Here is a 25,719-nt window from a genome sequence, read left to right on the forward strand (position 1 = left end):
ACTTTCGGTGGCTGACAGTCCGCTATCGCGAGCAGGCTCGCTCCTACAGGCCAAGCATTACTTGGCAGCCTTGATGGCGGTGCCGAGTTTCTTCGCAGCGTCGGCCGGGTCGGCTTTCGGGTCGTTGATGAAGTTGGTCACGACATCAAAGAACGCACCCTGCACGGCCAGCGTGGTCGCCATGTTGTGCGCCATGCTTGGCTGCAGGCCGCCGGTCTTGGCGTCTGCCAGGAAGTCCTTGGCAGCGGTCTGGGCGCAGGAGTCGAAACCGTACTTGCCCATGTCGGCGAGCATGTCGTTACGCACCGGGATCGAGCCCTTGTTGATGCTGAAGACTTTCTGGAAGTTTTCACCCAGCACGACTTTGGCGATGTCCTGCTGACCGGCCGCGGTGCCCGCGTCCTTCTGCTTGAACACGGCCAGGGAATCGATGTTGTAGGTGAACGCCTTGTCGGTACCCGGGAAGGCGACGCACTCGTAGTCCTTGCCGGCGACTTTCTTGGCGGCGGTCCATTCGGACTTGGCCCAGTCACCCATGATCTGCATGCCGGCCTTGCCGTTGATGACCTTGGCCGCTTCCAGGTTCCAGTCCTGGCCTTTGCCGTCCTGGTCCATGTAGGTCGCGACTTTCTTCAGTTCGGTCAGGGCCTTGACCATTTCCGGGCCGGTCAGGGCAGCGTTGTCCAGGTCGACCAGGGCTTTCTTGTAACCATCAACGCCCATCACCGACAGCACGACCGCTTCGAACACGGTGCTGTCCTGCCAAGGCTGGCCACCGTGGGCCAGCGGGATGAAGCCCGCAGCCTTGAGCTTGTCGCCAGCGGCGTAGAACTCTGCGAGGGTAGTCGGGGCTTTTTCGATACCGGCTTTCTTGAAGACTTCCGGGTTGATCCACAGCCAGTTCACACGGTGAATGTTCACCGGCACGGCCACGTAGTCACCGTCGTACTTCACGGTGTCGGAGACTTTCTTGTCGAGCAGGCTGTCCCACTTTTCGGACTTGGAAACGTCCTTCAGGACGTCAGTGTCGAGCAGGCCGGTCGACGCCCATTCCTGGATGTCCGGACCTTTGATCTGGGCAACGCCCGGCGGGTTACCGGCCACGGCGCGGCTTTTCAGCACGGTCATGGCGGTCGCACCGCCACCACCGGCGACAGCACCGTCTTTCCAGGTGAAACCGTCTTTTTCCACTTGTGCCTTGAGCACATCGACAGCAGCTTTTTCGCCACCGGACGTCCACCAATGCACGACTTCCACCGAACCTTTGGATTCGGCAGCGGAAACACTCAGGGGCAGCACAGCGAGCGGGAACAGGGAGGCGACAGAAATGACAGTAGCGAGGCGAGAAATCGCATTCATCTGAGATGTACCTTTCTTGTTGTTATGCATGCAAGTCTGGTGCTTGCGCTGCACACGAGTTTAAACAGAGCGTTTCCCCTCGCAGGTAACGAAGGGACGCGCGAATGTCACCACATGGTTACACAGGAACGGGCCGGGACAACTGCGCCAGCGCAGTCGCCATGCTTGGCGCCAGCGGCAGACGGGGAATCAGCACCGCCTGCCAGGCGTGATACAGATCCGGTTTGCCCGCCCAGATATCGGCACTTGGGCGGTTTTGCGGATCGAGCTCGTGATGCCAGCTGCCGTCGCAGCGGTCGATGAAATTCGCTTCGCAAAATTCCCAGAACAGTCGGTACCAGGTTTCGTACTGCGCCTCGCCGGTACGTTTGAGCAAGGCGCTGGCGGCAGCGCTGGCCTCGGCGTGGGTCCAGTGCAGGCGATGGCGGACGACGGCTTTGTTGTCCCAGTCGAGGGTGTAGACGATGCCCGGGGCGCCATCGACATCCCAGCCTTGACGGCAGTTGTTCTCGAACAGTTTCTGCGCATCAGTGGCCAGCCAGCCGGGCGTGAGCATGCCGGCCTGGACCCGCGCCGCTTCGAGGTGCAGCAACAGCCGCGCCCACTCGAAGCCGTGGCCCGGCGTGGTGCCGTAGGGGCGGAAACCGTCCGCCGGGTTGTCGTGGTTGTATTCGCGCAGCGGCTGCCAGTTTCGGTCGAAATGCTCGATCACCAGATATTCGTTGGCGGCGGCGTGACCGTGAATCACTCGCTCGACGATGCGCTGCGCACGCACCAGCCAGCGCGGGTCGTCGGTGACATCGGCCAGCGCGAGGAACGCTTCGGTGGCGTGCATGTTGCTGTTGGCGCCGCGATAGGCTTCTTCTTCGCTCCAGTCGCGGTTGAAGAATTCGCGCATGGCGCCTTCTTCTTCGCTCCAGAAATACGTGTCGATGATATCGATGGCGTCATCCAGCAACGCCTGGGCGCCGGGACGCTGGGCGACCACAGCGGAACTCGCCGCGAGGGCGACAAAAGCATGCAGGTAAGCGTTCTTGCCGGTGTTGCCGTCGCGGTGTTCGGCAACAGCGAACCAGCCGCCGTGCAGCGCATCGCGCAACGGGCCGCGCAAGGCTGCAATGCCGTGATCGACCAGCTCGGCAAACCCCGGCAGGCCCTGAATGTGGGCCATGGCGAAGCTGTGGGTCATGCGCGCGGTGTTCATGGTTTCGGCTTGCGCGCCGACCTGGAGCTGGCCGCGCTCATCGAGATTGCCGAAGCCTTCCGGCAATCGCGAAGCCTTGGCAAATGCCAGCAGGCGCAGGCCTTCGTCGGCGAGCCATTGCTGGTGGGCAGGGGCATTCAGCCAACTGCTGAAGCCCGGATTGAAGTGATCCATGGAAGGCCTTTTTTGTTGTTATGACTGCGGGGAGTCTAAACAACGGGCCGGGGTGGGCTTGTAACGAAGGGGGCGGGTTTTGTCACTGAGTTGTGACAAAGAGCCAACCCTCACCCCAGCCCTCTCCCGGAGGGAGAGGGAGCCGACCGAGGTGTCTGGCGTCATACATCGACCTGAAAAACCGAGTCGATTATGGATTCGGTAAAGCAGGATCAAGTCGATGTATCTTTAAAGCATCCCCCGATCGGTCCCCTCTCCCTCCGGGAGAGGGTTAGGGTGAGGGAAAGCTTTTGGCTTAATCAGCCGAACGCGGCAACTGCAGGGTCACACGTAGTCCGCCTTCACGCAGGTTCTGCAACGTCACCTCACCGCCATGGCTATGGGCAATATTGCGGGCGATCCCCAACCCCAGCCCATAACCCTGCTGCTGCCCCGCCAACCGGAAGTGCGGTTCGAACACCTGCTCCAGCCGCTGCTCCGGCACGCCCGGCCCTTCGTCGTCGACATGCAGCACGAATGCGCTTTCGTCGTCATCGATGTGCAAATGGGCGTTCTGCCCGTACTTCAGCGCATTGTCGATCAGGTTGCCGATGCAACGCTTGAGCGCCAATGGTTTACCCGGATACGCCGCCAGCGCTCGCCCCTGCTGGGTCACGCGGCCATTGCCGTTGGGCGCCAGATACGGCTCCACCAGACAATCGAGCACATGATTGAGATCCACCGGCTCGATGTTTTCGTGGATGTCGGTGTCTTTCACGCATTGCAGCGCGCCTTTGACCAGCAACTCCAGCTCATCCAGATCACGGCCGAACTTGGTTTGCAGCTGTTCGTCTTCCAGCAGCTCGACCCGCAGACGCAGGCGAGTGATCGGTGTGCGCAGGTCATGGGAAATCGCGCTGAACAACTGGCTGCGCTCGGTGAGGTAGCGACTGATGCGCTCGCGCATGGTGTTGAAGGCGCGGCCCACTTCGACCACTTCACTGCCACCGCCCTCGGCCACCGGCTCGACGTCGGCGCCCAGCGACAAGTCCCGCGCCGCTCGCGCCAGGCGCTTGAGCGGCCGGCTCTGCCAGTGCACCAGCAAGCCGATGAACAACAGCAGAAAACCACTGGTGAACACGATGAACCACACCTGCTGGGTTGGCAGGCCCTGCTCTTCGAGACTGGTATAGGGCTCGGGCAACAGCGAGGCGATGTACAGCCACTCCCCCGGCGCCAACTGGATCTGAGTCACCAGCACCGGCGGATTAACCGGTTCCAGGGTCAGCGCGTAATGCGCCCAGGAGCGTGGCAACTCATCGAGTTTCAACCCGGCATTGAAGATCCGCAGGTCATCGGGGCTGACGAAGGTCACCAGAATATCGGTGTCCTGGCCCAGCGACTGACGCAGCACCTCGTCCACCGCCTGGAGCACCGCAGCCTTGCGCGGCGTGACCGGCAAAACCTCCATGCCCAACGGCTTGTCATTCAGCGTCACCACAAATCGGGTGCCGCCCATGCTGCGCAATTGATCGAGCACCAACGGCCGATAGGCCACCGGCAACGAGCGGAAATAACTCACGCTGGCGGTCATCGAATGGGCGAGGCTGCGGGCGCTGGTGACCAGACCTTCGAGCTGCGTCGCACGCAATTGGGACACCCAGATCACACTGGACAGCGTCTGGGCGAACAACACCGCCAACAATGTCAGCAGCAGCATTCGCCCAAGCAGCGAACGCGGCATCGGCACTTTGCGCGCGGTGTTGCGCAGGAACTCAGTGACCATTGCCGGCAACCACATTGGCTGCCAGTTGGTAGCCGCTGCCACGCACGGTACGGATCAGCCGTGGCGGCTTTTCGGTGTCGCGCAGACGCTGGCGCAAGCGGCTGACGGCCATGTCGACGATACGATCGAGGGGCATCAGATCGCGGCCACGGGTGGCGTTGCCGATGGTGTCGCGGTCGAGGATTTCCTGGGGGTGATCGAGAAACAGCTTGAGCAGCGCGAAATCGGCACCGGACAGAATCACTTCCTCGCCGTCGGTGTGAAACAGGCGATGGCTGACCATGTCCAGTCGCCACTCATCGAAGGCCAGCACTTCACTGCCGCTGCGTTCCTGACCGAACTGGGCACGGCGCAACAGGGCTTTGATTCGCGCTTGCAGTTCGCGGGGACTGAAGGGTTTGCCGAGGTAGTCGTCGGCGCCCAGTTCCAGACCGATCACCCGATCGGCCTCGTCGGAACTGGCGGTGAGCATGATGATCGGCACCTGGGCCTGACGCGGATGCTGGCGCACCCAGCGGCAGAGGCTGAAGCCGTCTTCATCGGGCAGCATCACATCAAGGATCACCAGATCGCTCGGCGCCTCGTTCAGCGCCTGGCGAAAACTGGCGCCGTCGGCCGTGGCACGTACCTGAAAACCCGCGCGGGTCAGGTAGGTTTCCAGCAACTCGCGTATCTCCTGGTCGTCATCGACCAACAAAATCGACTTGTTGACTGAACTCACTTCGAAGGCATCCTTGTTGTTGGAATTGGGCGGATTATGCCTGATGTGCCGATGGTTCCCACGCTCGGCGTGGGAATGATCATTGACCGGATTGTTCGAGCGCGACTCCTGCACCGACGAGACCCGAGTACGGCGCCGTTACCAGCCACACCGGAATCCCCTTGAAGTAATCGCTCATGCAGCCCTTGTCGGCGAAGCTGCGGGCGAAACCGCTTTCGAGGAAGAAATCGGCAAACCGTGGAATCACGCCGCCAACGATGTACACCCCACCGCGACCGCCAGTGGTCAGCACGTTGTTGCCGGCTACGCGACCGAGCCAGCAGCAGAACTGCTCCAGCACTTCCAGGGCAATAGGGTCGCCCGCGAGGCCGGCTGCAGTGATCGCTTCCGGCGTGTCGAGTTTGGGCTCGTGACCATCCACCGCGCAGATCGCCCGGTACACCCGAGGCAGACCGCCGCCGCTCAACGCGGTTTCCGCGCTGACGTGGCCGATTTCGTTGTGGATGTGCTGCCAGAGCTGGGTTTCACGCGGGCTGCTCAACGGCAGATCGACGTGACCGCCCTCCCCCGGCAACGCCGCGAACCGGCCTTCGCCCAGATCGAGCAAGGTGCCAACGCCCAGGCCGGTGCCCGGGCCGATCACCACCGCCGGACGCAACGGTTCCGGCGTGCCTTCGCAGACCACGCGGAATTCGCCGGGCTGCAAACGGGTCATGCCCAGCGCCATTGCCGAGAAATCATTGATCAGCAACAACTGCTCGACCTGCAACGCCTGGCAAAACGCCTTGCGGCTCAGGCGCCAGTGGTTGTTGGTGAACTTGAACTCATCGCCGCTCACGGGACCTGCCACCGACAGGCACACCGAACCGATGGCGCCCGGCGCCAGACCGAGCCCGCTCAGGTAGAGGCTGATCGCCTCTTCCGGGCTGGCATGGTCGGCCGTGGCCAGCACCTGCACCGATTCGAGTTGCTGATCTTTCCACAACGCGAACCGTGCGTTGGTGCCTCCGATGTCACCGACCAAAGCCAGTTTCAATTAAGCGTCTCCAGGGCAGAAGTGAAGGCGCTGGCGCCCTGCTCTGCCGAGCTGAAGGCCAAACGCATGAAGCCAAACAGTTCGCGGCCGCTGCCGATGTTGTTGCCCAACAGGCCTTTGGCGGGTTCGCGCGCTGCGAATTCGGCGGCGTCCACTTTGAGTTCCAAGGTGCCTTTGACGCCATCGACGCGGATGATATCGCCCTCTTGCACGCGAGCCAAAGCGCCGCCGACATAAGCCTCCGGGCTGACGTGGATCGCCGCCGGGATTTTCCCCGACGCGCCGGACATGCGCCCGTCCGTCACCAACGCAACCTTGAAGCCGCGATCCTGCAGCACGCCAAGGAACGGCGTCATCTTGTGCAGTTCCGGCATGCCGTTGGAGCGCGGGCCCTGGAAGCGCATCACCGCGACAAAATCCTTCTCAAGCAAACCAGCCTTGAAGGCGTCGGCCAGATCCTGTTGATCCTGGAACACCATGGCCGGTGCTTCGACGATCTGGTTTTCCAGCGCCACGGCGGACACCTTCATCACGCCACGACCAAGGTTGCCTTCCATCACCCGCAGGCCGCCCTCTGCCGAGAACGCACGGGCCACCGGGCGCAGAATGTTTTCGTCGAGGCTGTCGGTCGGGCCTTCGCGCCACACCAGCTTGCCGTTATCGAGGAACGGTTCCTTGGTGTACTGGCTCAAGCCGTGGCCGAGCACGGTGTTGACGTCTTCGTGCAGCAGGCCGGCTTCGAGCAGTTCGCGGATCAGGAACGACATGCCGCCCGCTGCCTGGAAGTGGTTGATGTCGGCCTTGCCGTTCGGATAGACGTGGCTCAGGGTCGGCACGACTTCGGAGAGGTCGGCCATGTCCTGCCAGGTCAGTTGAATGCCTGCCGCCATGGCGATGGCCGGCATGTGCAGGGTGTGGTTGGTCGAGCCGCCAGTGGCGTGCAGCGCGACGATCGAGTTGACCAGCGCCTTCTCGTCGACGATCTCGCCGATCGGCATGAAATTGCCGTTCTGTTTGGTCAGACGCGTGACCTGATGCGCGGCTTCGCGGGTCAGCGCCTCACGCAGCGGCGTGTTCGGGTTGACGAAAGACGCGCCCGGCAAGTGCAGGCCCATGACTTCCATCAGCAACTGGTTGGTGTTGGCGGTGCCGTAGAAGGTGCAAGTGCCCGGGCTGTGGTAGGACTTCATTTCCGATTCCAGCAGCTCTTCGCGGGTCGCCTTGCCTTCGGCGTACTTCTGCCGCACGTCGGCTTTTTCCTTGTTGGAAATCCCCGAGACCATCGGTCCGCCCGGCACGAAGATCGTCGGCAGGTGGCCGAAACGCAGCGAGCCCATCATCAGGCCCGGCACGATCTTGTCGCAGATGCCGAGCATCAGTGCGCCATCGAACATGTTGTGGGACAGCGCCACCGCCGTCGACATCGCGATCACTTCGCGGCTCGGCAGGCTCAGTTCCATGCCCGGCTCGCCCTGGGTCACGCCGTCGCACATGGCTGGCGTACCGCCGGCGAACTGGCCGACCGAGCCGATTTCGCGCAGGGCGTTCTTGATCTGTTCAGGGAACACTTCGTACGGCTGGTGCGCCGAGAGCATGTCGTTATACGAAGAAACAATGGCGATGTTCGCCGAATTCATCATCCGCAGGCTGTGCTTGTCTTCGCTGCCACACCCGGCCACGCCGTGGGCGAAGTTGGCGCATTGCAGCTTGCCGCGCATCGGCCCGTCAGTTGCAGCGCCGCGAATCAGCGCAAGGTAAGCCTGACGCGTGGCGCGGCTGCGGGCGATAAGCCGTTCGGTGACCTCAAGGACGCGGGGATGCATGTGTAGAACTCCAGGCTAACGGATGTGGCGACCTGATTGTCTATGCTGATCAAAAGCCCGTTCGCGTGGGATGACGAACGGTTTTCTTGATCATTCGGACCAGTTGATTCAGGTCACTCGTTGTAGATAAAACAAAATATTGCCACTAAAAAGGCTTGTTTTCTATTTTTATGCGAATAATCTTGTAATTCCAACAACAAAACGACGGCGGCGCTGTTCAATGACTCTTCGAATCGCAATCAATGGTTTTGGCCGCATCGGCCGTAATGTCCTGCGCGCACTGTATACCCAAGGCTATCGTCAGGATTTGCAGATCGTCGCCATCAACGATCTGGGCGACAGCGCGATGAATGCGCACTTGCTCAAATACGATACCGTTCACGGCACATTCGATGCTGAAGTTGCGCATGACAACGAGAGTCTGACCGTCAACGGCGACCGCATTTCGGTCAGCGCCATCCGCAACCCGGCCGAGTTGCCGTGGGCTGCGGAAAAAATTGATGTGGTATTCGAATGCACCGGTCTGTTCACCGATCGGGCCAAAGCCGCCGCGCATATTACTGCCGGTGCGCGCAAAGTCATCATCTCGGCCCCGGCCAAAGGCGCCGATGCCACCGTCGTTTATGGCGTGAACCACGACATCCTGCGCCAGTCGCACCAGATCATTTCCAACGCGTCGTGCACTACCAACTGCCTGGCCCCGGTGGCCCAGGTGCTGCACCGCGAACTGGGCATCGAAAGTGGCCTGATGACCACCATCCACGCCTACACCAACGACCAGAACCTGACCGACGTCTATCACACCGACCCGTACCGCGCCCGTTCCGCCACGCAGAACATGATCCCGAGCAAAACCGGCGCCGCCGAAGCCGTGGGCCTGGTACTGCCGGAACTGGCGGGCAAGCTGACCGGCATGGCCGTGCGTGTGCCGGTGATCAATGTGTCGCTGGTTGACCTGACCGTGCAGTTGAAGCGCGAAGCCTCGGCCGATGAAGTGAACGCGCTGATGAAAGCCGCGAGCCAACACTCGAAAATCCTCGGCTACAACACCCTGCCGCTGGTATCGAGCGACTTCAACCACAACCCGCTGTCGTCGATCTTCGACGCCAACCACACCAAATCCAGCGGCAAACTGCTGAAAGTGCTGGCCTGGTACGACAACGAATGGGGCTTCTCCAACCGCATGCTCGATAACTGCCTGGCGCTGTGCAACGCGGAATAAAACTCGCTCCCACAGGCTTTTGATTTCAATCTGAAATCAACACTTGACCACTCGGGCGGATGATAAGCATTATCATTCGCTCGAAATGGATCAGGTTCTCCCGTGAGTCAGTCGCAGTTCAATCACGTTTTCCTCGCCCAGCGCACTTCACTGCTGCGAACGCTGGAACGGATGGTCAACAACCACAGCACCGCCGAAGACCTGTTGCAGGAAACCTACCTGCGCGTCACCCGGGCGCTGAGCGAACGGGCCATCGATCACCTTGAACCCTTTGTCTTCCAGACCGCGCGCAACCTGGCGCTGGACCATTTGCGTGCGCGCAAGATTCACTCGCGCACCATGCTCGACGACGTGCCGCAGGACGTCGTACACAGTATCGCCGCCCCCGCCAGCAGCGCCGAAGACGCCGCCCACGCCGAACAATTGCTGGAGCGCCTGAACGTGAGCCTCGGTGAACTCAGCCCCCGTCAGCAGCAAATCTTCATCCTCAGCCGCCTGCACGGGCACAGCTATCAGGAAATCGCCGAAGAACTCAGCGTTTCCCTCAGCACGGTGCAGAAAGAACTCAAATTGATCATGACCATTTGCATCGGTGTCGCCGAGCGCTTGAATGGCGACTGATGCTGTAGGTTTTTTCTCCAGGAGTCAGGATCGACTGCACTGATCATCGGCCTTTGTTACCCTTGCCCGACTTTTACGCTTCACTAAAAAAACAGCCGTGCACAGACACAGCCGAGGAAACACCGTGACGGACACCCACCGCCCTCCTTCGCCCGACACGGCGCAGGACGCCACCAACGCAATGGACCAGGCTCTGGACTGGCTCATCGTGCTCGGCAGCCCGGACGAGGAGCAGGCCCGGCAATTTCATGCCTGGCTGGCGGCCGACCCATTGAATGCCCAGGCGTTCGCCAAGGCCCAGGCAATCTGGGATGGCCCGCAAATCGCCCAATGCGCGCAGAACCTCGCGGCCAAACCGAAGAAAGTCACCGTTCTCACACGCCTGCGCCCGCACTGGAAACCGCTGGCCACCGCCGCCGTATTGCTGCTCGGCCTGTTCAGTTTCAGCAACCTGCCGACGCGTCTGCAGGCCGATCACCTGACCGTGGTCGGCGAGCGGCAACGCTTGCAGCTCGAGGACGGCTCGAAAGTCCTGCTCAACACCAATTCCGCCTTCTCCAGCACGATCAATGATCGCCAACGAGTTGCGCGGCTGTATCAGGGCGAAGCGTTTTTCGAGATCCCGGCCAGTCGCAGTCAGCCACTGGAAATCGACGCCGGCCCGGTCAAGGCCAGCGTGCGCGATACCGCGTTCGCCGTGCGTTACCTGGACGGCGTGGCGCAGGTGCGGGTGCAGCGCGGCGATGTCGATCTGCGTGCGACCCGTGACGATGCCCGGGTGCGTCTGTCTGCCGGGGAAAGCATCCGAATCGGCCCGAACGGCTTCGACCGCCCGGCCAAAGTCGACGCCGCCACGGATCTGGCGTGGGTACAGGGTCGGCTGATCTTCGAGAACTGCCCGCTGAACCAGGTGCTGGCCGAACTGCGCCGCTACTATCCAGGCTTCATCATCAACACCAACGAGCAGTTGGCCGACGTCGCCGTCACCGGCAATTACCGCCTCGACCAGCCGCTGGACGTGGTGCGTTCGCTCGCTCACATCACCTCGGCCAAGCTTCAGGAATTCCCGGCGCTGGTGATCTTGAACTAAATGAGAATTATTTTTACTCGATAGCCGAAGCTCGTACGTCTCGTTATAGCCAATGCAATTTATTCGCATCTCGCGATGCCAATCAGCACCTATAAAGATTCGTGCGACACGGAGCGCTATCGATGTCCTCACGCCTTACCCGCCAGACTTCCTCCCCTTCCCGCGTGCTGTCGCTGCTGACCGCCGCCATCCTGATGGCCGGCACCGCACCGCTGATGGCTGCCACCGAGCAACCGGCACGCAACATGGGCGATTACTCGTTCGCCATCGGCCAGCAACCGCTGGTGTCGGCGCTCAACGCGTTCACCACCGTTACAGGTTGGCAGGTCGGCTTGCCGGCGGAACTAGGTCAAGGCGTGTCATCGCCGGGCGTGCGCGGCTCGCTGCCACCGGAAAAAGCCCTGGAGCGCCTGTTGGTGGGGACCAACCTGAGCTTCCGCAAAATCAGCAACAACAACGTCGTGCTGGAAAAACGCAACAACAGCGGCGCACTCAACCTCGATCAGGTGACCATCAGCGCCACCCGTCAGGAACAGTCGGTGAACAGCGTGCCGGCTACCGTCACCGTGCAGACCCGTCAGGATCTGGACCGCAACAACGTCAACACCATCAAGGATCTGGTGCGCTACGAGCCGGGCGTCTCCGTCGGCGGTGCCGGCCAGCGCGGCGGGATCAGCGGCTACAACATTCGCGGTATCGACGGTGACCGCATCCTGACTCAGGTGGACGGCGTCGAAGTGCCGGACGGTTTCTTCAACGGCCCGTACGCCAAGACCCAGCGCAATTACGTTGACCCGGAAATCGTCAAACGCGTGGAAATCCTTCGCGGTCCGGCCTCGGTGCTGTACGGCAGCAACGCCATCGGCGGCGCGGTCAGCTACTACACCCTCGACCCGGATGACATCATCAAGCCCGGCAAAGACGTCGGCGCCCGCCTGAAAACCGGCTACAGCTCCGCCGACGACAGCTGGCTGAAATCCGCCACCGTCGCCGGCCGCGCCGAGCAGTTCGACGGCTTGCTGCACTACAGCCAGCGCGACGGCCATGAAACCGACTCCTACGGCAGCAACAACGGCACCGGCCTTGAGCGCACCGCCGCCAACCCGGAAGACGTGAAAACGAGCAACGTACTGGCCAAGATCGGCTGGAACTACAACGAAGGTTCGCGCCTGGGCCTGACCTACGAAAAGTACAAGGATGATCGCGACACCGATCAGAAAAGCGCTTACGGCGGTCCGTACTTCAACGGTGCCCCGACGATCCCGAACAGCGTGCTGCCCGGCGGCATGTACCAATGGCGCACTGGCAACGACACCGTCACCCGCGAGCGTTTCGGCCTGGAACACAGCTTCGAGCTCAACAGCCTGCTGGCCGACAACGTGAAGTGGAGCCTCAACCACCAGACTGCCAAGACCGACCAGAGCACCGAAGAGTTCTACTACCCGATGACCCGTAAAGTGTTGCGTACCCGCGACACGATCTACGAGGAAAAACAATGGGTGTTCGATGCGCAGCTGGACAAGGCGTTCGCCATCGGTGACACCGATCACGTGCTGACCTACGGCACCACAATCAAACAGCAAAAGGTCACCGGCTCGCGCAGCGGCGACGGCAAGTGCCTGGCAGTCGGTCGCGGCTGCACCGCCATCGGAGCCACCAGTGCGGCCGATGTGCTGAAGAAATCCAGCGACTTCCCGGACCCGACCATCAATACCTACAGCCTGTTCGCCCAGGATCAGATCAGCTGGAACAAATGGACATTCCTGCCGGGCCTGCGCTACGACTACACCCAGCTCAAGCCGCACATCACTCAGGAATTCCTCAACACCGTGGCCGCCGACGGCAAAGGCACGGTCAGCGACGAGAACAAGACCTGGCATAAAGTCTCGCCGAAATTCGGCCTGACCTACGCCCTGACCGAGAACTACACCTGGTACGGCCAGTACGCCGAAGGCTTCCGCACCCCGACTGCGAAAGCGCTGTACGGCCGCTTCGAGAACAGCACCACCGGCTACAACGTGGCGCCGAACCCGAACCTTGAACCGGAGAAAAGCAAAAGCTACGAAACCGGTCTGCGCGGCAACTTCGAGCAAGGCTCGTTCGACGTGGCGGTGTTCTATAACAAGTACCGCGACTTCATCAACGAAGACGCCGTCACCCCGGGCTACAGCGAGCTGACATTCCAGACCAACAACATCAAGCACGCCACTATCAAGGGTGCCGAAGTCAAAGGTCGTCTGAACCTGGATTCGTTCGGCGCACCGCAAGGTCTGTACACCCAGGGCTCGATTGCCTACGCCTACGGTCGCAACAACGACACCGGCGAGCCGCTCAACAGCGTCAACCCGCTGACCGGCGTGTTCGGCCTCGGTTATGACCAGGACAACTACGGCGGCCTGCTGAGCTGGACCGTGGTCAAGAAGAAGGATCGCGTCGACGACAGCAACTTCAAGTCGCCGGACGGCGTCAGCAGCCAGTTCAAGTCGCCGGGCTTCGGCATTCTCGACCTGACCGGGTTCTACAAAGTCACCGACGACGTCACCGTCAGCGGCGGCATCTACAACCTGACCGACAAGAAGTACTGGCTGTGGGATGACGTGCGCGGTTACGACAGCGTCGGCGAAGCCGCCGTCCTCAGCCCGGCCAACCTCGATCGCCTGACCCAGCCGGGTCGCAACTTTGCGATCAACCTGGTCTGGGATATCTGATCCGGCCGACCTCACGGCGCGTGTGCATTGCCGCGTCGTGAGGTTTTTTTACTGTCCGGCGCTTGCCCGTACGTCTCGTTATCAAGCGCCTCTTCTTTTCAAGGACATCTCATGAGCACCCCGGAAAAAGCCCTGCGTTCGCAACGCCTGAACCAGATCACCCACGAGCCGCACAGCAAGCTCGATGCACTGGTCAAGGCGCACGCGCCGTTCGAGACCCGCGCCAATTTCGCCCGTTTCGTGGTCGCGCAGTACCTGTTCCAGTCGGAACTGGTGTCGCTGTACAACGATGCCGAACTGACCGCCATCGTCCCTGACCTGCCGGCCCGCTGCCGCGCCGAAGCGGCCAAGGCCGACCTTGCCGACCTGGACACCGAAGTGCCTGGCCCGGTAGCCGGTGCGGTGAAAAACCCGAGCAAGGCCCGCGCCCTGGGCTGGATCTTCGTCTCCGAGGGCTCCAAGCTTGGCGCAGCATTCCTGATCAAACGCGCCGTCGCGCTGGACCTGAGCGAAACCTTCGGCGCCCGTCACCTGGGCGAGCCTGAAGGCGGTCGCGCCGAAGGCTGGAAGCGCTTCGTGCGCACCCTCGATTCGCTGCAATTCAGCGCTGAAGAGGAAGCCGAAGTGGAGCAAGGCGCGATCGACGCGTTCAACCGTTTCACCGTGCTGCTGGAACAGGCTTACGCCACGGAAGCCGAACCGGCCTGAAGCCACGCGACTCCCCAATGTGGGAGCGGGCTTGCTCGCGAATGGGATCTGTCATTCAACATTGAAGGTGACTGATACGCCGCTTTCGCGAGCAAGCCCGCTCCCACATGAGAACAGCGCAAGTCTGTAGAATCCCCGTTTCGCCTCACGCACTTCGAGCCCATGCCCCAACCCGCCTCTTCCAGACTCGCCCGCCTGCTGTTCGGCCTGCTCGCCTATGTCAGCCTCGGCATCGGCCTGATCGCCATCGTCGTGCCCGGCCTGCCGACCACCGAGTTCATCCTGCTCGCCGCCTGGGCCGCGACCCGCAGTTCGCCGCGCCTGAGCGCCTGGCTGGAAAACCATCGGCTGTTCGGCCCGATCCTGAGCAACTGGCGCAACGGCAAGATCATCGCCCGCAAGGCCAAGGTCAGCGCCACGGTCAGCATGCTGCTGTGCGCCACGCTGATGCTGGTGATGCTCGATCACGGCTGGCCGGTCTATCTGGCGATTGCCGGCATGACGATGGGCAACCTGTGGATCTGGTCGCGCCCGGAAGCGTTGCCGAAGATTTCCTGATTTTTCCCTTCTTTTCAGGGCATTTGCCCGCGCAAACGTTTAGCCGTGACCGTTCGTCGGCCTGGCCCTCATGCCCCCTCGCCCCGCGCCGATGAGCATTGAATGGCGCTGAATGGATTTGGCGAACCGGGCAATTCCGTGCCCCGTAGCCAACCGTTCATTCATTCGCGAGAACATCCCATGTTCGACTCTCTGTCCATTCGCCTGAAAATCGTCCTGCTGTCGGGCCTGTGCCTGCTCGGCGTGGTTGCGCTGATCGTCGGCATCAATATCTACCAGACCAACCAGAACGACGATCTGGTCAGCGAGTCGAGCAGCAAGATGCTCACCGCCAGCGTGCAGGACCTGCTGCAGGCCAAGGCTGCCGAACAGGCGGTACAGGTGCAGAAAACCTTCGGCGAGAGCCTGCTGGTGATCACTGCGCTGGCCGACCAGATCAAGGACATGCGCGTCATGGCCGCCAAGCGTTCGCTGGACGCTGGCGCCTTGCGTGAAGAGTTGAACCTGAGCCTGAAAACCGCGTTCGAGCGCAACAGCAAGGTGCTCGGCATCTGGCTGGCATTCGAACCCAACGGCCTGGACGGCAAGGACAGCGAGTTCGTCAATGACGCCGCGCGCCAGTCCAACGAAGCCGGGCGCTTCGCTACCTACTGGAGCCGCGCCGCCGGGTCTGCGCTGAACACGATCATGGTCGAAGAAGACATGACCAAGACCACCCTCAGCGTCAGCGGCACGCCCTACAACAGTTGGTACACCTGCCCTCGCGACAACAAGCGCACCTGCCTGCTCGACCCTTACGCCGACACTGTGGGTGGCAAGGAAATGCTCATGACCACCATTTCCGTGCCGCTGCTGGTGGACGGCAAAGCCATCGGCGTGGTCGGCATCGACATCGCCCTCGACGCCCTGCAAGCGGCGGCCGTGGGTTCCCAGCGCGAACTGTTCAACGGTGCCGGGCACATGCTGATCGTCTCCGGCAGCGGCGTACTCGGTGCCTACAGCACCGACGCTACCAAGGTCGGCAAAGGCATCGCCGAAACCCTTGGCACCGAAGGCAAGGACATCCTGCAATTGCTGAGCGCCGGCACGCCGAAGATTCTCGAACAGGGCGACCTGATCCGCGCCGTGTACCCGGTCGATCCGATCGGCAATTCCCGGGCCTGGGGCGTGGTCATCGACCTGCCGAAACAAGTGCTTCTGGCCGACTCGGTCAAGCTGCAAGCGGTGCTCGACGACGCTCAGAAAACCGGCACGATCACCGCGTTGTCGGTGGCCGTGATCGCCGGCCTGATCGGCCTTGTGCTGATCTGGCTGACCGCCTCGGGCGTGACCCGACCGATCAACAGCGTTGCCGAGATGCTGAAGAACATCGCCAGCGGTGAGGGCGACCTGACCCAGCGTCTGAACTACACCAAGAAGGATGAACTGGGCGAACTGGTGAACTGGTTCAACCGCTTCCTCGACAAGCTGCAACCCACCATCGCCCAGATCAAACAGAGCATCACCGAGGCCCGTGGCACCGCCGATCAGTCGTCGGAAATCGCCCGCCAGACCAGCGAAGGCATGCAGGTGCAGTTCCGCGAGATCGATCAGGTGGCCACCGCGTCGAACGAAATGAGCGCCACCGCCCACGACGTGGCCAACAGCGCCTCGAACGCCGCCAACGCCGCGAAAGGCGCCGACCAGTCGGCCAAGGACGGGATGTCGATCATCGAGCGCAGCACCCGCGACATCAATCAACTGGCTGAAGAAGTCAGCAAAGCGGTGACCGAAGTCGAGGAACTGGCGATCAACAGCGAGCAGATCGGCTCGGTGCTGGAAGTGATCCGCAGCATCGCCGAACAGACCAACCTGCTGGCGCTGAACGCCGCGATCGAAGCGGCCCGTGCCGGTGAAAGCGGTCGTGGTTTTGCGGTGGTTGCCGACGAAGTGCGTAACCTGGCCAAGCGTACTCAGGATTCGGTGGAAGAAATCCGCGTGGTGATCGAACGCATCCAGACCGGCACCCGTGGCGTGGTCGCCACCATGCACTCGAGCCAGACCCAGGCCCACAAAAACGCCGGGCAAATCCGCCAGGCCGTGGACGCTCTCGGCAAGATCAGCGACGCGGTCACTGTGATCAGCGACATGAACCTGCAAATCGCCAGCGCCGCCGAACAGCAAAGCGCCGTGGCCGAAGAGGTCAACCGCAACGTCTCGGCGATCCGTACCGTCACCGAAACCCTGACCGAGCAGGCCACCGAATCGGCGGCGATCAGCAGCCAGCTCAATGCATTGGCCAGTCAGCAGATGAAATTGATGGATCAGTTCCGCGTGTAATCGCAGTCGCCCTGAATCCCTGTGGGAGCTGGCTTGCCAGCGATGGCGGTAGATCAGTCGATACATTATTGCCTGACACACCGTAATCGTTGGCAAGCCAGCTCCCACAGGGACCGGTGATGTCCGGCAAATCGGGGATTTCATCTAAGCCAACAGCGTTTTGCACTATTCTGCCCTCTCGTTCCGGAGGGCCTTCGATGACTGATCTGCTCACGTCCATTCAAGCCGCACTCGGCTTGTCCCGCACGCCGATTCCGTTCACCGCCGAGGGCGCTCTGCCCTCCGCGTTTGCCGTCACCGACCTTGCCTGCGCGAGCATTGCCGCTGCCGGGCAAGCGGTCGCGGAACTGCTCCAGCAGCAAACCGGAGACTTGCCTGCTCTTGAAGTCGACCGCCGCCTCGCCTCGTTCTGGTTTGCCACTTCGCTACGGCCGATCGGCTGGGAAGTGCCGCCACTGTGGGATCCGGTCGCCGGCGACTACGCAACGAAGGACGGCTGGATCCGCCTGCACACCAACGCCCCGCATCACCGCGCCGCCGCCGAAAGCGTACTGGGTGCCTGCGCCGACCGCGCAGCGATGGCGGCGAAAGTCGCGCAATGGGACAGTGCCGGTCTGGAACAAGCGGTGGTCGAGGCCAAGGGCTGCGCCGCCGAAATGCGCAGTTGGGCGCAGTGGCAGAAACACCCGCAAGGCCTGGCGGTGAATGCGGAACCGCTGGTGCATTTCAGTGATGGGAAAGACGAAAGCCATCAACCCTGGCAAGGCTCGGTGTCGCAGCCATTGGCCGGGCTCAAGGTGCTCGATTTGACCCGCGTCCTCGCCGGCCCCACTGCCAGCCGCTTTCTCGCGGGGCTCGGCGCCAATGTCCTGCGCATCGACCCGCCGACCTGGAACGAGCCCGGCGTGGTGCCGGAGGTGACCCTCGGCAAGCGCTGCGCGCGGCTGGATCTGCATCAACCGGCAGATCGTGCCGTGTTCGAAGGTCTGCTCAAGGACGCCGACATTCTGCTGCACGGCTACCGCGCCGATGCGCTGGAGCATCTCGGTTTCGGCGCCGAACGTCGCCGGCAACTGGCACCGGGGCTGATCGACGTCTGCCTCAATGCCTACGGCTGGAGCGGCCCGTGGCAGAACCGCCGGGGCTTCGACAGCCTGGTACAGATGAGCAGCGGGATTGCCGAAGCGGGACAGCGCTGGAAGCAGGCGGACAAGCCGACGCCGTTGCCGGTGCAGGCGCTGGATCATGCGACGGGGTATCTGATGGCGACGAGTGCGATCAGGTTGCTGGACGAGAGGCTGCGCAGTGGTCGAGGTGGGACCGCGCGATTGTCGCTGGCGCGGACGGCGAAGTTGTTGATTGAGCATGGGGCTGAGACGGACGAAGCATTGCGTCCGGAGGATGAGCAGGATCAGGGTTTGCAGGTGGAACAGACGCCCTGGGGGCCGGCGCATCGGCTTCAAGCGCCGCTGCGTATTGCTGGAACTCCGTTGGAGTGGGCCTTACCGGCCACTGAATTGGGATCGCATCAACCACGGTGGCTCTGAGATTTGTGCATCGCTTGAGATCGCTGCCCTCATCGGAACGCCGCCCGCCCAGCCCTCTCCCGGGGGGAGAGGGAGCCGATTGGAGGATATTTGAGAAGTACGCCGACTTGACACTTTCGAGCCGAATCCAAAATCGACACGACCTTTTCAGGTGTACGCATATCGAAAGACGCCTCGGTCTGGTCCCCTCTCCCTCCGGGAGAGGGTTAGGGTGAGGGCAGCGATCTCAAGCCGCACACCACAAAATCAGTCAAAGCGACTCAAAGAAGTCCACAACACCTGCGCCGCATACCCCCGAAACGGTCGCCAAATCTCGGCGCGGGCAGACAACCCCCGCGCCGTCATCCGCTCCCCTTCCAACACCTCCAGTGCCCGAAGCAACCCCACATCGCCAGTCGGAAACCCGTCCATATCCCGCAACTGTCGCAGCGCGATGTACTGCGCCGTCCAGTCGCCAATTCCGTGCAACGCCAGCAACCGCGCCGTCCCGCAGGCAAACAGCAGTGGATCGTCCAGCGACGCCTGCGCCACCCCGGACAAGGTGCGCCCGCGACTTTTCGGCATGCCCAGCGCCGCCAGATCAGCGTTCGCCAAAACCTTTGTCTGAGGAAAGACGTGAGTAAGGCCCGGCACCGCAGAACGCAAAGGCTCGCCATACTGCGCCAGCAGTTTCCCCGCCAACTGGATCGCCCCGACCACAGTAATCTGCTGCCCCAGCACCGCCCGAAACGCCAGCTCCAAACCATCCCACGCCCCCGGCACCCGCAATCCCGGGCGCTCGGCGATCAGCCGCGCCAGCAGCGGATCCGTCGCCAGATGCCGCTGCATCGTCGGCAAATCCGCATCCAGATCAAACATCCGTCGCAAGCGCGCAACAATCTCGGGAACCGCCGACGGACCCGGGAAATCCAGCTCGACCTCCAGCGCATCACCGTCACCGGGCCAGACCAAAACTGTGCCATGCACACCGTCCAGACCGATGCTGCGCGAATACACGCCATCGATCACGGCCTCCATCCCGACCACCGCCCGCGCCGCAAGAAACCCGAGCATCGCCGGCCAGTCGTAAGGCGCCTGGTATTCGAGCCGCAGCCTCACAGCGACAGCAAACCGCTGTACAAGCCGTAGGCCGCCAGCCCGGCCCCGGCGATCACACAGGTGAAGATGCCCTTCTCGATGGTCGTGAACAACGGCTCGCCCTGCTCATGCTTGGCCTTGGCAAACAGGATCACTCCCGGCGCATAGAGCAGCGCCGACAACAGCAGGTATTTCACCCCACCGGCGTACAGCAACCACACCGCGTAGCACAGGGCGATGCCGCCGATCAGCAGGTCCTTGGTACGTTCGGCCGAGGCATGTTCATAGGTTTCGCCGCGCCCGCTGAGCAGCACCGCATAGGCCGCCGACCACAGGTATGGCACCAGGATCATCGACGACGCGAGGTAGATCAGGCTGGTGTAAGTGCCGGCGGAAAACAGCGTGATCAGCAGGAAAATCTGGATCATCACGTTGGTCAGCCACAAAGCGTTGACCGGTACATGGTTGGCATTTTCCTTTTTCAGGAACGCCGGCATGGTCTTGTCCTTGGCCGTGGCAAACAGGATTTCGGCACACAGCAACGCCCAGGACAACAGCGCACCGAGCAACGAAACCGCCAGGCCAATGCTGATCGCCAGCGCGCCCCACGGCCCGACGATGTGTTCCAGCACCGCCGCCAGCGACGGATTCTGCAGGGTCGCCAGTTCTGGTTGGCTCATGATCCCCAACGACAGCACGTTGACCAGCACCAGCAGCGCCAGCACACCGATGAAACCGATGACCGTGGCCCGTCCGACGTCCGCCCGTTTCTCGGCCCGCGCCGAATACACGCTGGCGCCTTCGATGCCGATGAATACGAACACCGTGACCAGCATCATGTTGCGCACCTGATCCATCACCCCGCCGAAATTCGGATTGCTGCGGCCCCAGATGTCGCGGGTAAACACGTCAGCCTTGAACGCCACGGCAGCGATGACGATGAACATGACCAGCGGCACGATCTTGGCTACGGTGGTCAGTTGATTGATGAACGCCGCCTCCTTGATCCCGCGCATCACCAGAAAATGTACGGCCCACAGCAGCACCGAAGCGCAACCGATGGCAATCGGCGTGTTGCCCTGGCCGAACACCGGAAAGAAGTAGCCGAGGGTGCTGAACAGCAACACGAAATACCCGACGTTGCCCAGCCAGGCGCTGATCCAGTAACCCCACGCCGAAGAAAACCCCATGTAGTCGCCAAACCCGGCCTTGGCGTAGGCGTAGACGCCGGAATCCAGCTCCGGCTTGCGGTTGGCCAGGGTCTGGAACACGAACGCCAGGGTCAGCATGCCGATGGCGGTAATTCCCCAGCCGATCAGGATGGCGCCGGCATCGGCACGAGCCGCCATGTTCTGCGGCAAGGAGAAAATCCCCCCGCCAATCATCGACCCCACCACCAGGGCGATCAGCGCGCCAAGGCGCAGCTTTTGCGTCGGTTGCGACATACAAATCTCCTTGAAAGATGTGGTGAGGTTTTATTTGTAACAACTATTAACTAAACGGCTAACAGTCGAAGACGTTTATCAGGTAATGCCAACAAACGCCCACTTATATATAGCGGATGACGCTAACGCCTAGCACGTTAAGTCAGTTTTGTGCGCCGATCCTAATAAATCAATTCTGTACTGAAAACAGATGTGAAAAATTTGCCAAAACCCGAAAAGCAACTAGCGTGATAACTCGAAAGTAATAGGATCCATTCCCAATCAATTCGACCAAAGGCCTCTGGGACGGGCCTTCCAGACAGTAGCTTTATGCCTCCAGTGGTTTCATAAGTCATTCATTAACAATGGAATGTGGCCATGCACTGATCTATGTCAGCTGTTTGAACAGTCAACAGATCTACGCTGTGAACTCTTCTCTCCTGCAATGGAGTCATGCAATGTCTGAAGCTCCCGGAAAACTACGACTAGGTGCACTGGTTGCCCTGGTAGTCGGATCAATGATCGGTGGCGGGATATTCTCTTTGCCACAAAACATGGCCGCCAGCGCCGACGTCGGCGCCGTGCTGATCGGTTGGGCCATCACCGCCGTCGGCATGCTCACCCTCGCCTTTGTCTTCCAGACCCTCGCCAATCGCAAACCTGACCTGGATGGCGGTGTCTACGCCTACGCCAAGGCCGGTTTCGGCGACTACATGGGTTTCTCGTCCGCCTGGGGTTACTGGATCAGCGCCTGGCTGGGCAACGTGGGGTACTTCGTACTCCTGTTCAGCACCCTCGGCTACTTCTTCCCGCTATTTGGGGAGGGGAACACTCCTGCGGCGGTAATAGGCGCCTCGGTGCTGCTGTGGGCCGTGCACTTTCTAGTACTGCGCGGGATCAAGGAAGCGGCGTTCATCAACCTGGTGACCACCGTCGCCAAGGTCGTGCCATTGCTGCTGTTCGTCCTGATCGCGATCTTCGCCTTCAAACTGGACATCTTCACCGCCGACATCTGGGGCGTGAAAAACCCGGATCTGGGCAGCGTGATGAACCAGGTGCGCAACATGATGCTGGTCACCGTGTGGGTGTTCATCGGCATCGAAGGCGCGAGCATCTTCTCGGCCCGGGCGGAAAAACGTTCGGACGTCGGCAAGGCCACCGTGATCGGTTTCATCACCGTGCTGCTGTTCCTGGTGCTGGTGAACGTGCTGTCGCTGGGCATCATGACCCAACCGGAACTGGCCAAACTGCAGAACCCGTCGATGGCCGCCGTGCTGGAGCACGTGGTCGGTCACTGGGGCGCGGTGCTGATCAGCGTCGGCCTGATCATCTCGCTGCTGGGGGCGCTGCTGTCGTGGGTGCTGCTGTGTGCGGAGATCATGTTCGCCGCCGCCAAGGACCACACCATGCCGGAGTTCCTGCGCAAGGAAAACGCCAACCATGTGCCGGTCAACGCCCTGTGGCTGACCAACGCGATGGTGCAGCTGTTCCTGATCATCACCCTGTTCTCGGCCAGCACTTACCTGTCGCTGATCTACCTCGCCACTTCGATGATTCTGGTGCCGTACCTGTGGTCGGCGGCCTACGCCCTGCTGCTGGCGGTACGCGGCGAAAGCTACGAAGGCTTCGCGGCCGAACGGCGCAAGGACCTGATCATCGGCGGCATCGCCCTGATCTATGCGGTCTGGTTGCTCTATGCCGGCGGCGTGAAATATCTGCTGCTCTCGGCCCTGCTCTATGCGCCCGGCGCGATCCTGTTCGCCAAGGCCAAGCTGGAACTCAAACAACCGGTTTTCACCAACGTCGAGAAGCTGATTTTCGCCGCGGTGGTCGTGGGTGCCCTGGTGGCTGCCTACGGTCTCTACGACGGCTTCCTGACTCTGTAACCCCTGATTGATTTGTCATCTGGAGGAACACTGAAATGACCACGGAAAAAGTTAAGTACGGCGTCCATTCCGAAGCCGGCAAACTGCGCAAAGTCATGGTTTGCTCCCCAGGTCTGGCCCATCAGCGGCTGACCCCGAGCAACTGCGATGAACTGCTGTTCGACGACGTCATCTGGGTCAACCAGGCCAAGCGTGACCACTTCGACTTCGTGACCAAGATGCGCGAGCGCGGGATCGAAGTGCTGGAAATGCACAACCTGCTGACCGACATCGTTTCCAACCCCGAAGCACTGAAATGGATTCTGGATCGCAAGATCACCCCCGACACCGTCGGCGTCGGTCTGACCAACGAAGTGCGCAGCTGGCTCGAAAGCCTGGAGCCACGCAAACTCGCCGAGTTCCTGATTGGCGGCGTGGCCGGCGAGGATCTGCCGGACAGCGAAGGCGCCAGCGTGATCAAGATGTACCGCGACTACCTGGGCCATTCCAGCTTTCTGCTCGACCCGCTGCCCAACACCCAGTTCACCCGCGACACCACTTGCTGGATCTACGGCGGTGTGACCCTCAACCCGATGTACTGGCCGGCCCGTCGTCAGGAAACCCTGCTGACTACCGCCATCTACAAATTCCACCCCGACTTCACCGGCGCCGACTTCGAAGTCTGGTACGGCGACCCGGACAAGGACCACGGTAAAGCCACCCTCGAGGGTGGTGACGTCATGCCGATCGGCAATGGCGTGGTGTTGATCGGCATGGGCGAGCGCACTTCGCGTCAGGCCATCGGCCAACTCGCGCAATCGCTGTTCGCCAAAGGCGCGGTGGAAAAAGTCGTGGTCGCCGGCCTGCCGAAATCCCGCGCGGCGATGCACCTGGACACCGTGTTCAGCTTCTGCGACCGCGACCTGGTCACGATCTTCCCGGAAGTGGTCAAGGAAATCGTGCCGTTCATCATCCGTCCTGACGAAAGCAAACCTTACGGTCTGGACGTACGACGGGAGAACAAAACGTTCCTCGAAGTCGTGGCCAATTCGCTGAACCTGCCGAACCTGCGCGTGGTGGAAACCGGCGGCAACAGCTTCGCCGCCGAACGCGAGCAATGGGATGACGGCAACAACGTGGTGGCCGTGGAACCGGGCGTGGTCATCGGTTACGACCGCAACACCTACACCAACACCCTGCTGCGCAAGGCAGGGGTCGAAGTCATCACCATCAGCGCCGGCGAACTGGGCCGTGGCCGTGGCGGCGGCCACTGCATGACCTGCCCGATCATCCGCGACCCAATCGACTACTAAACGACCATCTCCCCGGCCGCACTGACCCTGTCGCGGCCGGGCCGATTACCGAATCCAAGGAGAATCATCATGGCGTTCAACATTCACAACCGTAACCTGCTCAGCCTGGAACACCACACCCCACGTGAGCTGCGCTACCTGCTCGACCTGTCCCGCGACCTCAAACGCGCCAAGTACACCGGCACCGAGCAACAACACCTGAAGGGCAACAACATCGCCCTGATCTTCGAAAAAACCTCGACCCGCACCCGTTGCGCGTTCGAAGTTGCAGCCTATGACCAGGGCGCCAACGTCACCTACATCGACCCGAATTCCTCGCAGATCGGCCACAAGGAAAGCATGAAGGACACAGCCCGCGTGCTGGGTCGCATGTACGACGCCATCGAGTACCGTGGCTTCAAGCAGGAAATCGTCGAAGAACTGGCCAAGTTCGCCGGCGTACCGGTATTCAACGGTCTGACCGATGAATATCACCCGACCCAGATGATCGCCGACGTCCTGACCATGCGTGAGCACGCCGACAAGCCGATCCATGAGATCAGCTACGCCTACCTGGGCGACGCCCGCAACAACATGGGCAACTCGCTGCTGCTGGTCGGCGCCAAACTGGGCATGGACGTGCGCATCTGCGCGCCGAAAGCCCTGTGGCCCCACGACGATCTGGTGGATCGCTGCAAAAAATACGCAGAGGAAAGCGGCGCCCGCATCACCCTGACCGAAGACCCGAAAGCCGCGGTCAAGGGCGTGGACTTCATCCACACCGACGTCTGGGTATCGATGGGTGAGCCGGTTGAAGCCTGGGCCGAGCGTATCGAACAGTTGCTGCCGTATCAGGTCAACGCGCAATTGATGAAAGCCACCGGCAACCCGCGCACCAAGTTCATGCACTGCCTGCCGGCGTTCCACAACAGTGATACCAAGGTCGGCAAACAGATTGCCGAACAGTATCCGCACCTGGCCAACGGCATCGAAGTGACCGACGACGTGTTCGAGTCGCCGGCCTGCATCGCCTTCGAGCAAGCGGAAAACCGCATGCACACCATCAAGGCGATTCTGGTGTCGACCCTGGCTGATCTGTAAACCGGCGCAGCTCTCACTGACACGACAAGGTCACTGTCGGAGCTGGCTTGCCAGCGATAGCGGTGTGTCAGCCAACGACAATGCTGACTGATCCGGCGCCATCGC

19 protein-coding genes and 1 pseudogene are annotated in these 25,719 nt (G+C 61.5%); 12 read left to right on the top strand and 8 right to left on the bottom strand.

Annotation, left to right across the window (positions count from 1 at the left end):
- Positions 1-57 precede the first annotated feature (57 nt).
- The 6 genes from ACW9HX_RS02560 to edd form a co-directional block, all read right to left on the bottom strand.
- Positions 58-1,359, bottom strand: coding sequence for an ABC transporter substrate-binding protein (locus ACW9HX_RS02560; RefSeq protein ID WP_457379391.1), 1,302 nt, complete (start codon positions 1,357-1,359; stop codon positions 58-60).
- Between the two features lie 118 nt (positions 1,360-1,477).
- On the bottom strand, positions 1,478-2,737 hold the full coding sequence (locus ACW9HX_RS02565; protein ID WP_457379392.1) for a D-mannose isomerase: 1,260 nt from the start codon (positions 2,735-2,737) through the stop codon (positions 1,478-1,480).
- Positions 2,738-3,032: 295 nt separating this feature from the next.
- Positions 3,033-4,460, bottom strand: a complete 1,428-nt coding sequence (locus tag ACW9HX_RS02570; RefSeq protein ID WP_162803532.1) for an ATP-binding protein — start codon at positions 4,458-4,460, stop codon at positions 3,033-3,035.
- Between the two features lie 31 nt (positions 4,461-4,491).
- Complete coding sequence (locus ACW9HX_RS02575) at positions 4,492-5,223, bottom strand: response regulator (RefSeq protein WP_025112821.1); 732 nt, start codon at positions 5,221-5,223, stop codon at positions 4,492-4,494.
- Between the two features lie 79 nt (positions 5,224-5,302).
- Positions 5,303-6,259: a glucokinase gene (locus ACW9HX_RS02580; RefSeq protein ID WP_096818256.1), complete on the bottom strand. Its 957-nt coding sequence runs from the start codon at positions 6,257-6,259 to the stop codon at positions 5,303-5,305.
- Positions 6,256-8,082 carry a phosphogluconate dehydratase gene (edd, locus tag ACW9HX_RS02585; protein WP_085745187.1) on the bottom strand — a complete coding sequence of 609 codons (1,827 nt, stop codon included), beginning with the start codon at positions 8,080-8,082 and terminating at the stop codon, positions 6,256-6,258. The genes ACW9HX_RS02580 and edd overlap by 4 nt, the downstream gene beginning before the upstream one ends.
- A gap of 220 nt (positions 8,083-8,302) precedes the next feature.
- Between edd and gap the strand changes: the two genes are divergently transcribed.
- From gap to ACW9HX_RS02630, 9 genes and pseudogenes are all read left to right on the top strand, one after another.
- Entirely contained in the window at positions 8,303-9,304 is a 1,002-nt protein-coding gene (gene gap, locus ACW9HX_RS02590) for a type I glyceraldehyde-3-phosphate dehydrogenase (protein ID WP_096818258.1), read from the top strand.
- A gap of 102 nt (positions 9,305-9,406) precedes the next feature.
- Positions 9,407-9,925 carry an RNA polymerase sigma factor gene (locus ACW9HX_RS02595; RefSeq protein ID WP_457379393.1) on the top strand — a complete coding sequence of 173 codons (519 nt, stop codon included), beginning with the start codon at positions 9,407-9,409 and terminating at the stop codon, positions 9,923-9,925.
- A gap of 124 nt (positions 9,926-10,049) precedes the next feature.
- Complete coding sequence (locus tag ACW9HX_RS02600; protein WP_457379394.1) at positions 10,050-11,015, top strand: FecR family protein; 966 nt, start codon at positions 10,050-10,052, stop codon at positions 11,013-11,015.
- 122 nt (positions 11,016-11,137) lie between these two features.
- Entirely contained in the window at positions 11,138-13,723 is a 2,586-nt protein-coding gene (locus ACW9HX_RS02605; protein WP_457379395.1) for a TonB-dependent receptor, read from the top strand.
- A gap of 111 nt (positions 13,724-13,834) precedes the next feature.
- Positions 13,835-14,431 (top strand): biliverdin-producing heme oxygenase, encoded by a 597-nt coding sequence (locus tag ACW9HX_RS02610; RefSeq protein ID WP_457379396.1) that lies wholly within the window; start codon positions 13,835-13,837, stop codon positions 14,429-14,431.
- Between the two features lie 162 nt (positions 14,432-14,593).
- Entirely contained in the window at positions 14,594-14,989 is a 396-nt protein-coding gene (locus tag ACW9HX_RS02615) for a YbaN family protein (RefSeq protein ID WP_096818265.1), read from the top strand.
- Between the two features lie 453 nt (positions 14,990-15,442).
- A pseudogene (locus tag ACW9HX_RS02620) lies at positions 15,443-16,450 on the top strand (PDC sensor domain-containing protein); the annotation flags it as partial.
- A gap of 102 nt (positions 16,451-16,552) precedes the next feature.
- Positions 16,553-17,308, top strand: coding sequence for a methyl-accepting chemotaxis protein (locus ACW9HX_RS02625; RefSeq protein ID WP_457379484.1), 756 nt, complete (start codon positions 16,553-16,555; stop codon positions 17,306-17,308).
- Positions 17,309-17,505: 197 nt separating this feature from the next.
- The gene (locus tag ACW9HX_RS02630) at positions 17,506-18,855 is read left to right on the top strand and encodes a CoA transferase (protein WP_457379397.1); all 1,350 of its coding nucleotides are present in this window, start codon (positions 17,506-17,508) and stop codon (positions 18,853-18,855) included.
- A gap of 246 nt (positions 18,856-19,101) precedes the next feature.
- Here ACW9HX_RS02630 and ACW9HX_RS02635 read toward each other — a convergent pair whose 3' ends face one another.
- Both ACW9HX_RS02635 and arcD (ACW9HX_RS02640) read right to left on the bottom strand, forming a co-directional pair.
- Positions 19,102-19,953 carry a DNA-3-methyladenine glycosylase family protein gene (locus tag ACW9HX_RS02635; protein ID WP_457379398.1) on the bottom strand — a complete coding sequence of 284 codons (852 nt, stop codon included), beginning with the start codon at positions 19,951-19,953 and terminating at the stop codon, positions 19,102-19,104.
- Entirely contained in the window at positions 19,950-21,377 is a 1,428-nt protein-coding gene (gene arcD, locus ACW9HX_RS02640) for an arginine-ornithine antiporter (protein ID WP_457379399.1), read from the bottom strand. The genes ACW9HX_RS02635 and arcD (ACW9HX_RS02640) overlap by 4 nt, the downstream gene beginning before the upstream one ends.
- 437 nt (positions 21,378-21,814) lie before the next feature.
- Between arcD (ACW9HX_RS02640) and arcD (ACW9HX_RS02645) the strand changes: the two genes are divergently transcribed.
- From arcD (ACW9HX_RS02645) to ACW9HX_RS02655, 3 genes are all read left to right on the top strand, one after another.
- Entirely contained in the window at positions 21,815-23,242 is a 1,428-nt protein-coding gene (gene arcD, locus ACW9HX_RS02645; protein ID WP_457379400.1) for an arginine-ornithine antiporter, read from the top strand.
- Between the two features lie 35 nt (positions 23,243-23,277).
- The gene (gene arcA / locus ACW9HX_RS02650) at positions 23,278-24,534 is read left to right on the top strand and encodes an arginine deiminase (RefSeq protein ID WP_457379401.1); all 1,257 of its coding nucleotides are present in this window, start codon (positions 23,278-23,280) and stop codon (positions 24,532-24,534) included.
- Between the two features lie 69 nt (positions 24,535-24,603).
- On the top strand, positions 24,604-25,614 hold the full coding sequence (locus ACW9HX_RS02655) for an ornithine carbamoyltransferase (protein WP_457379402.1): 1,011 nt from the start codon (positions 24,604-24,606) through the stop codon (positions 25,612-25,614).
- The last annotated feature ends 105 nt before the right edge of the window (positions 25,615-25,719 follow it).

The sequence above is a fragment of the Pseudomonas sp. SDO52101_S400 genome, assembly GCF_054071635.1.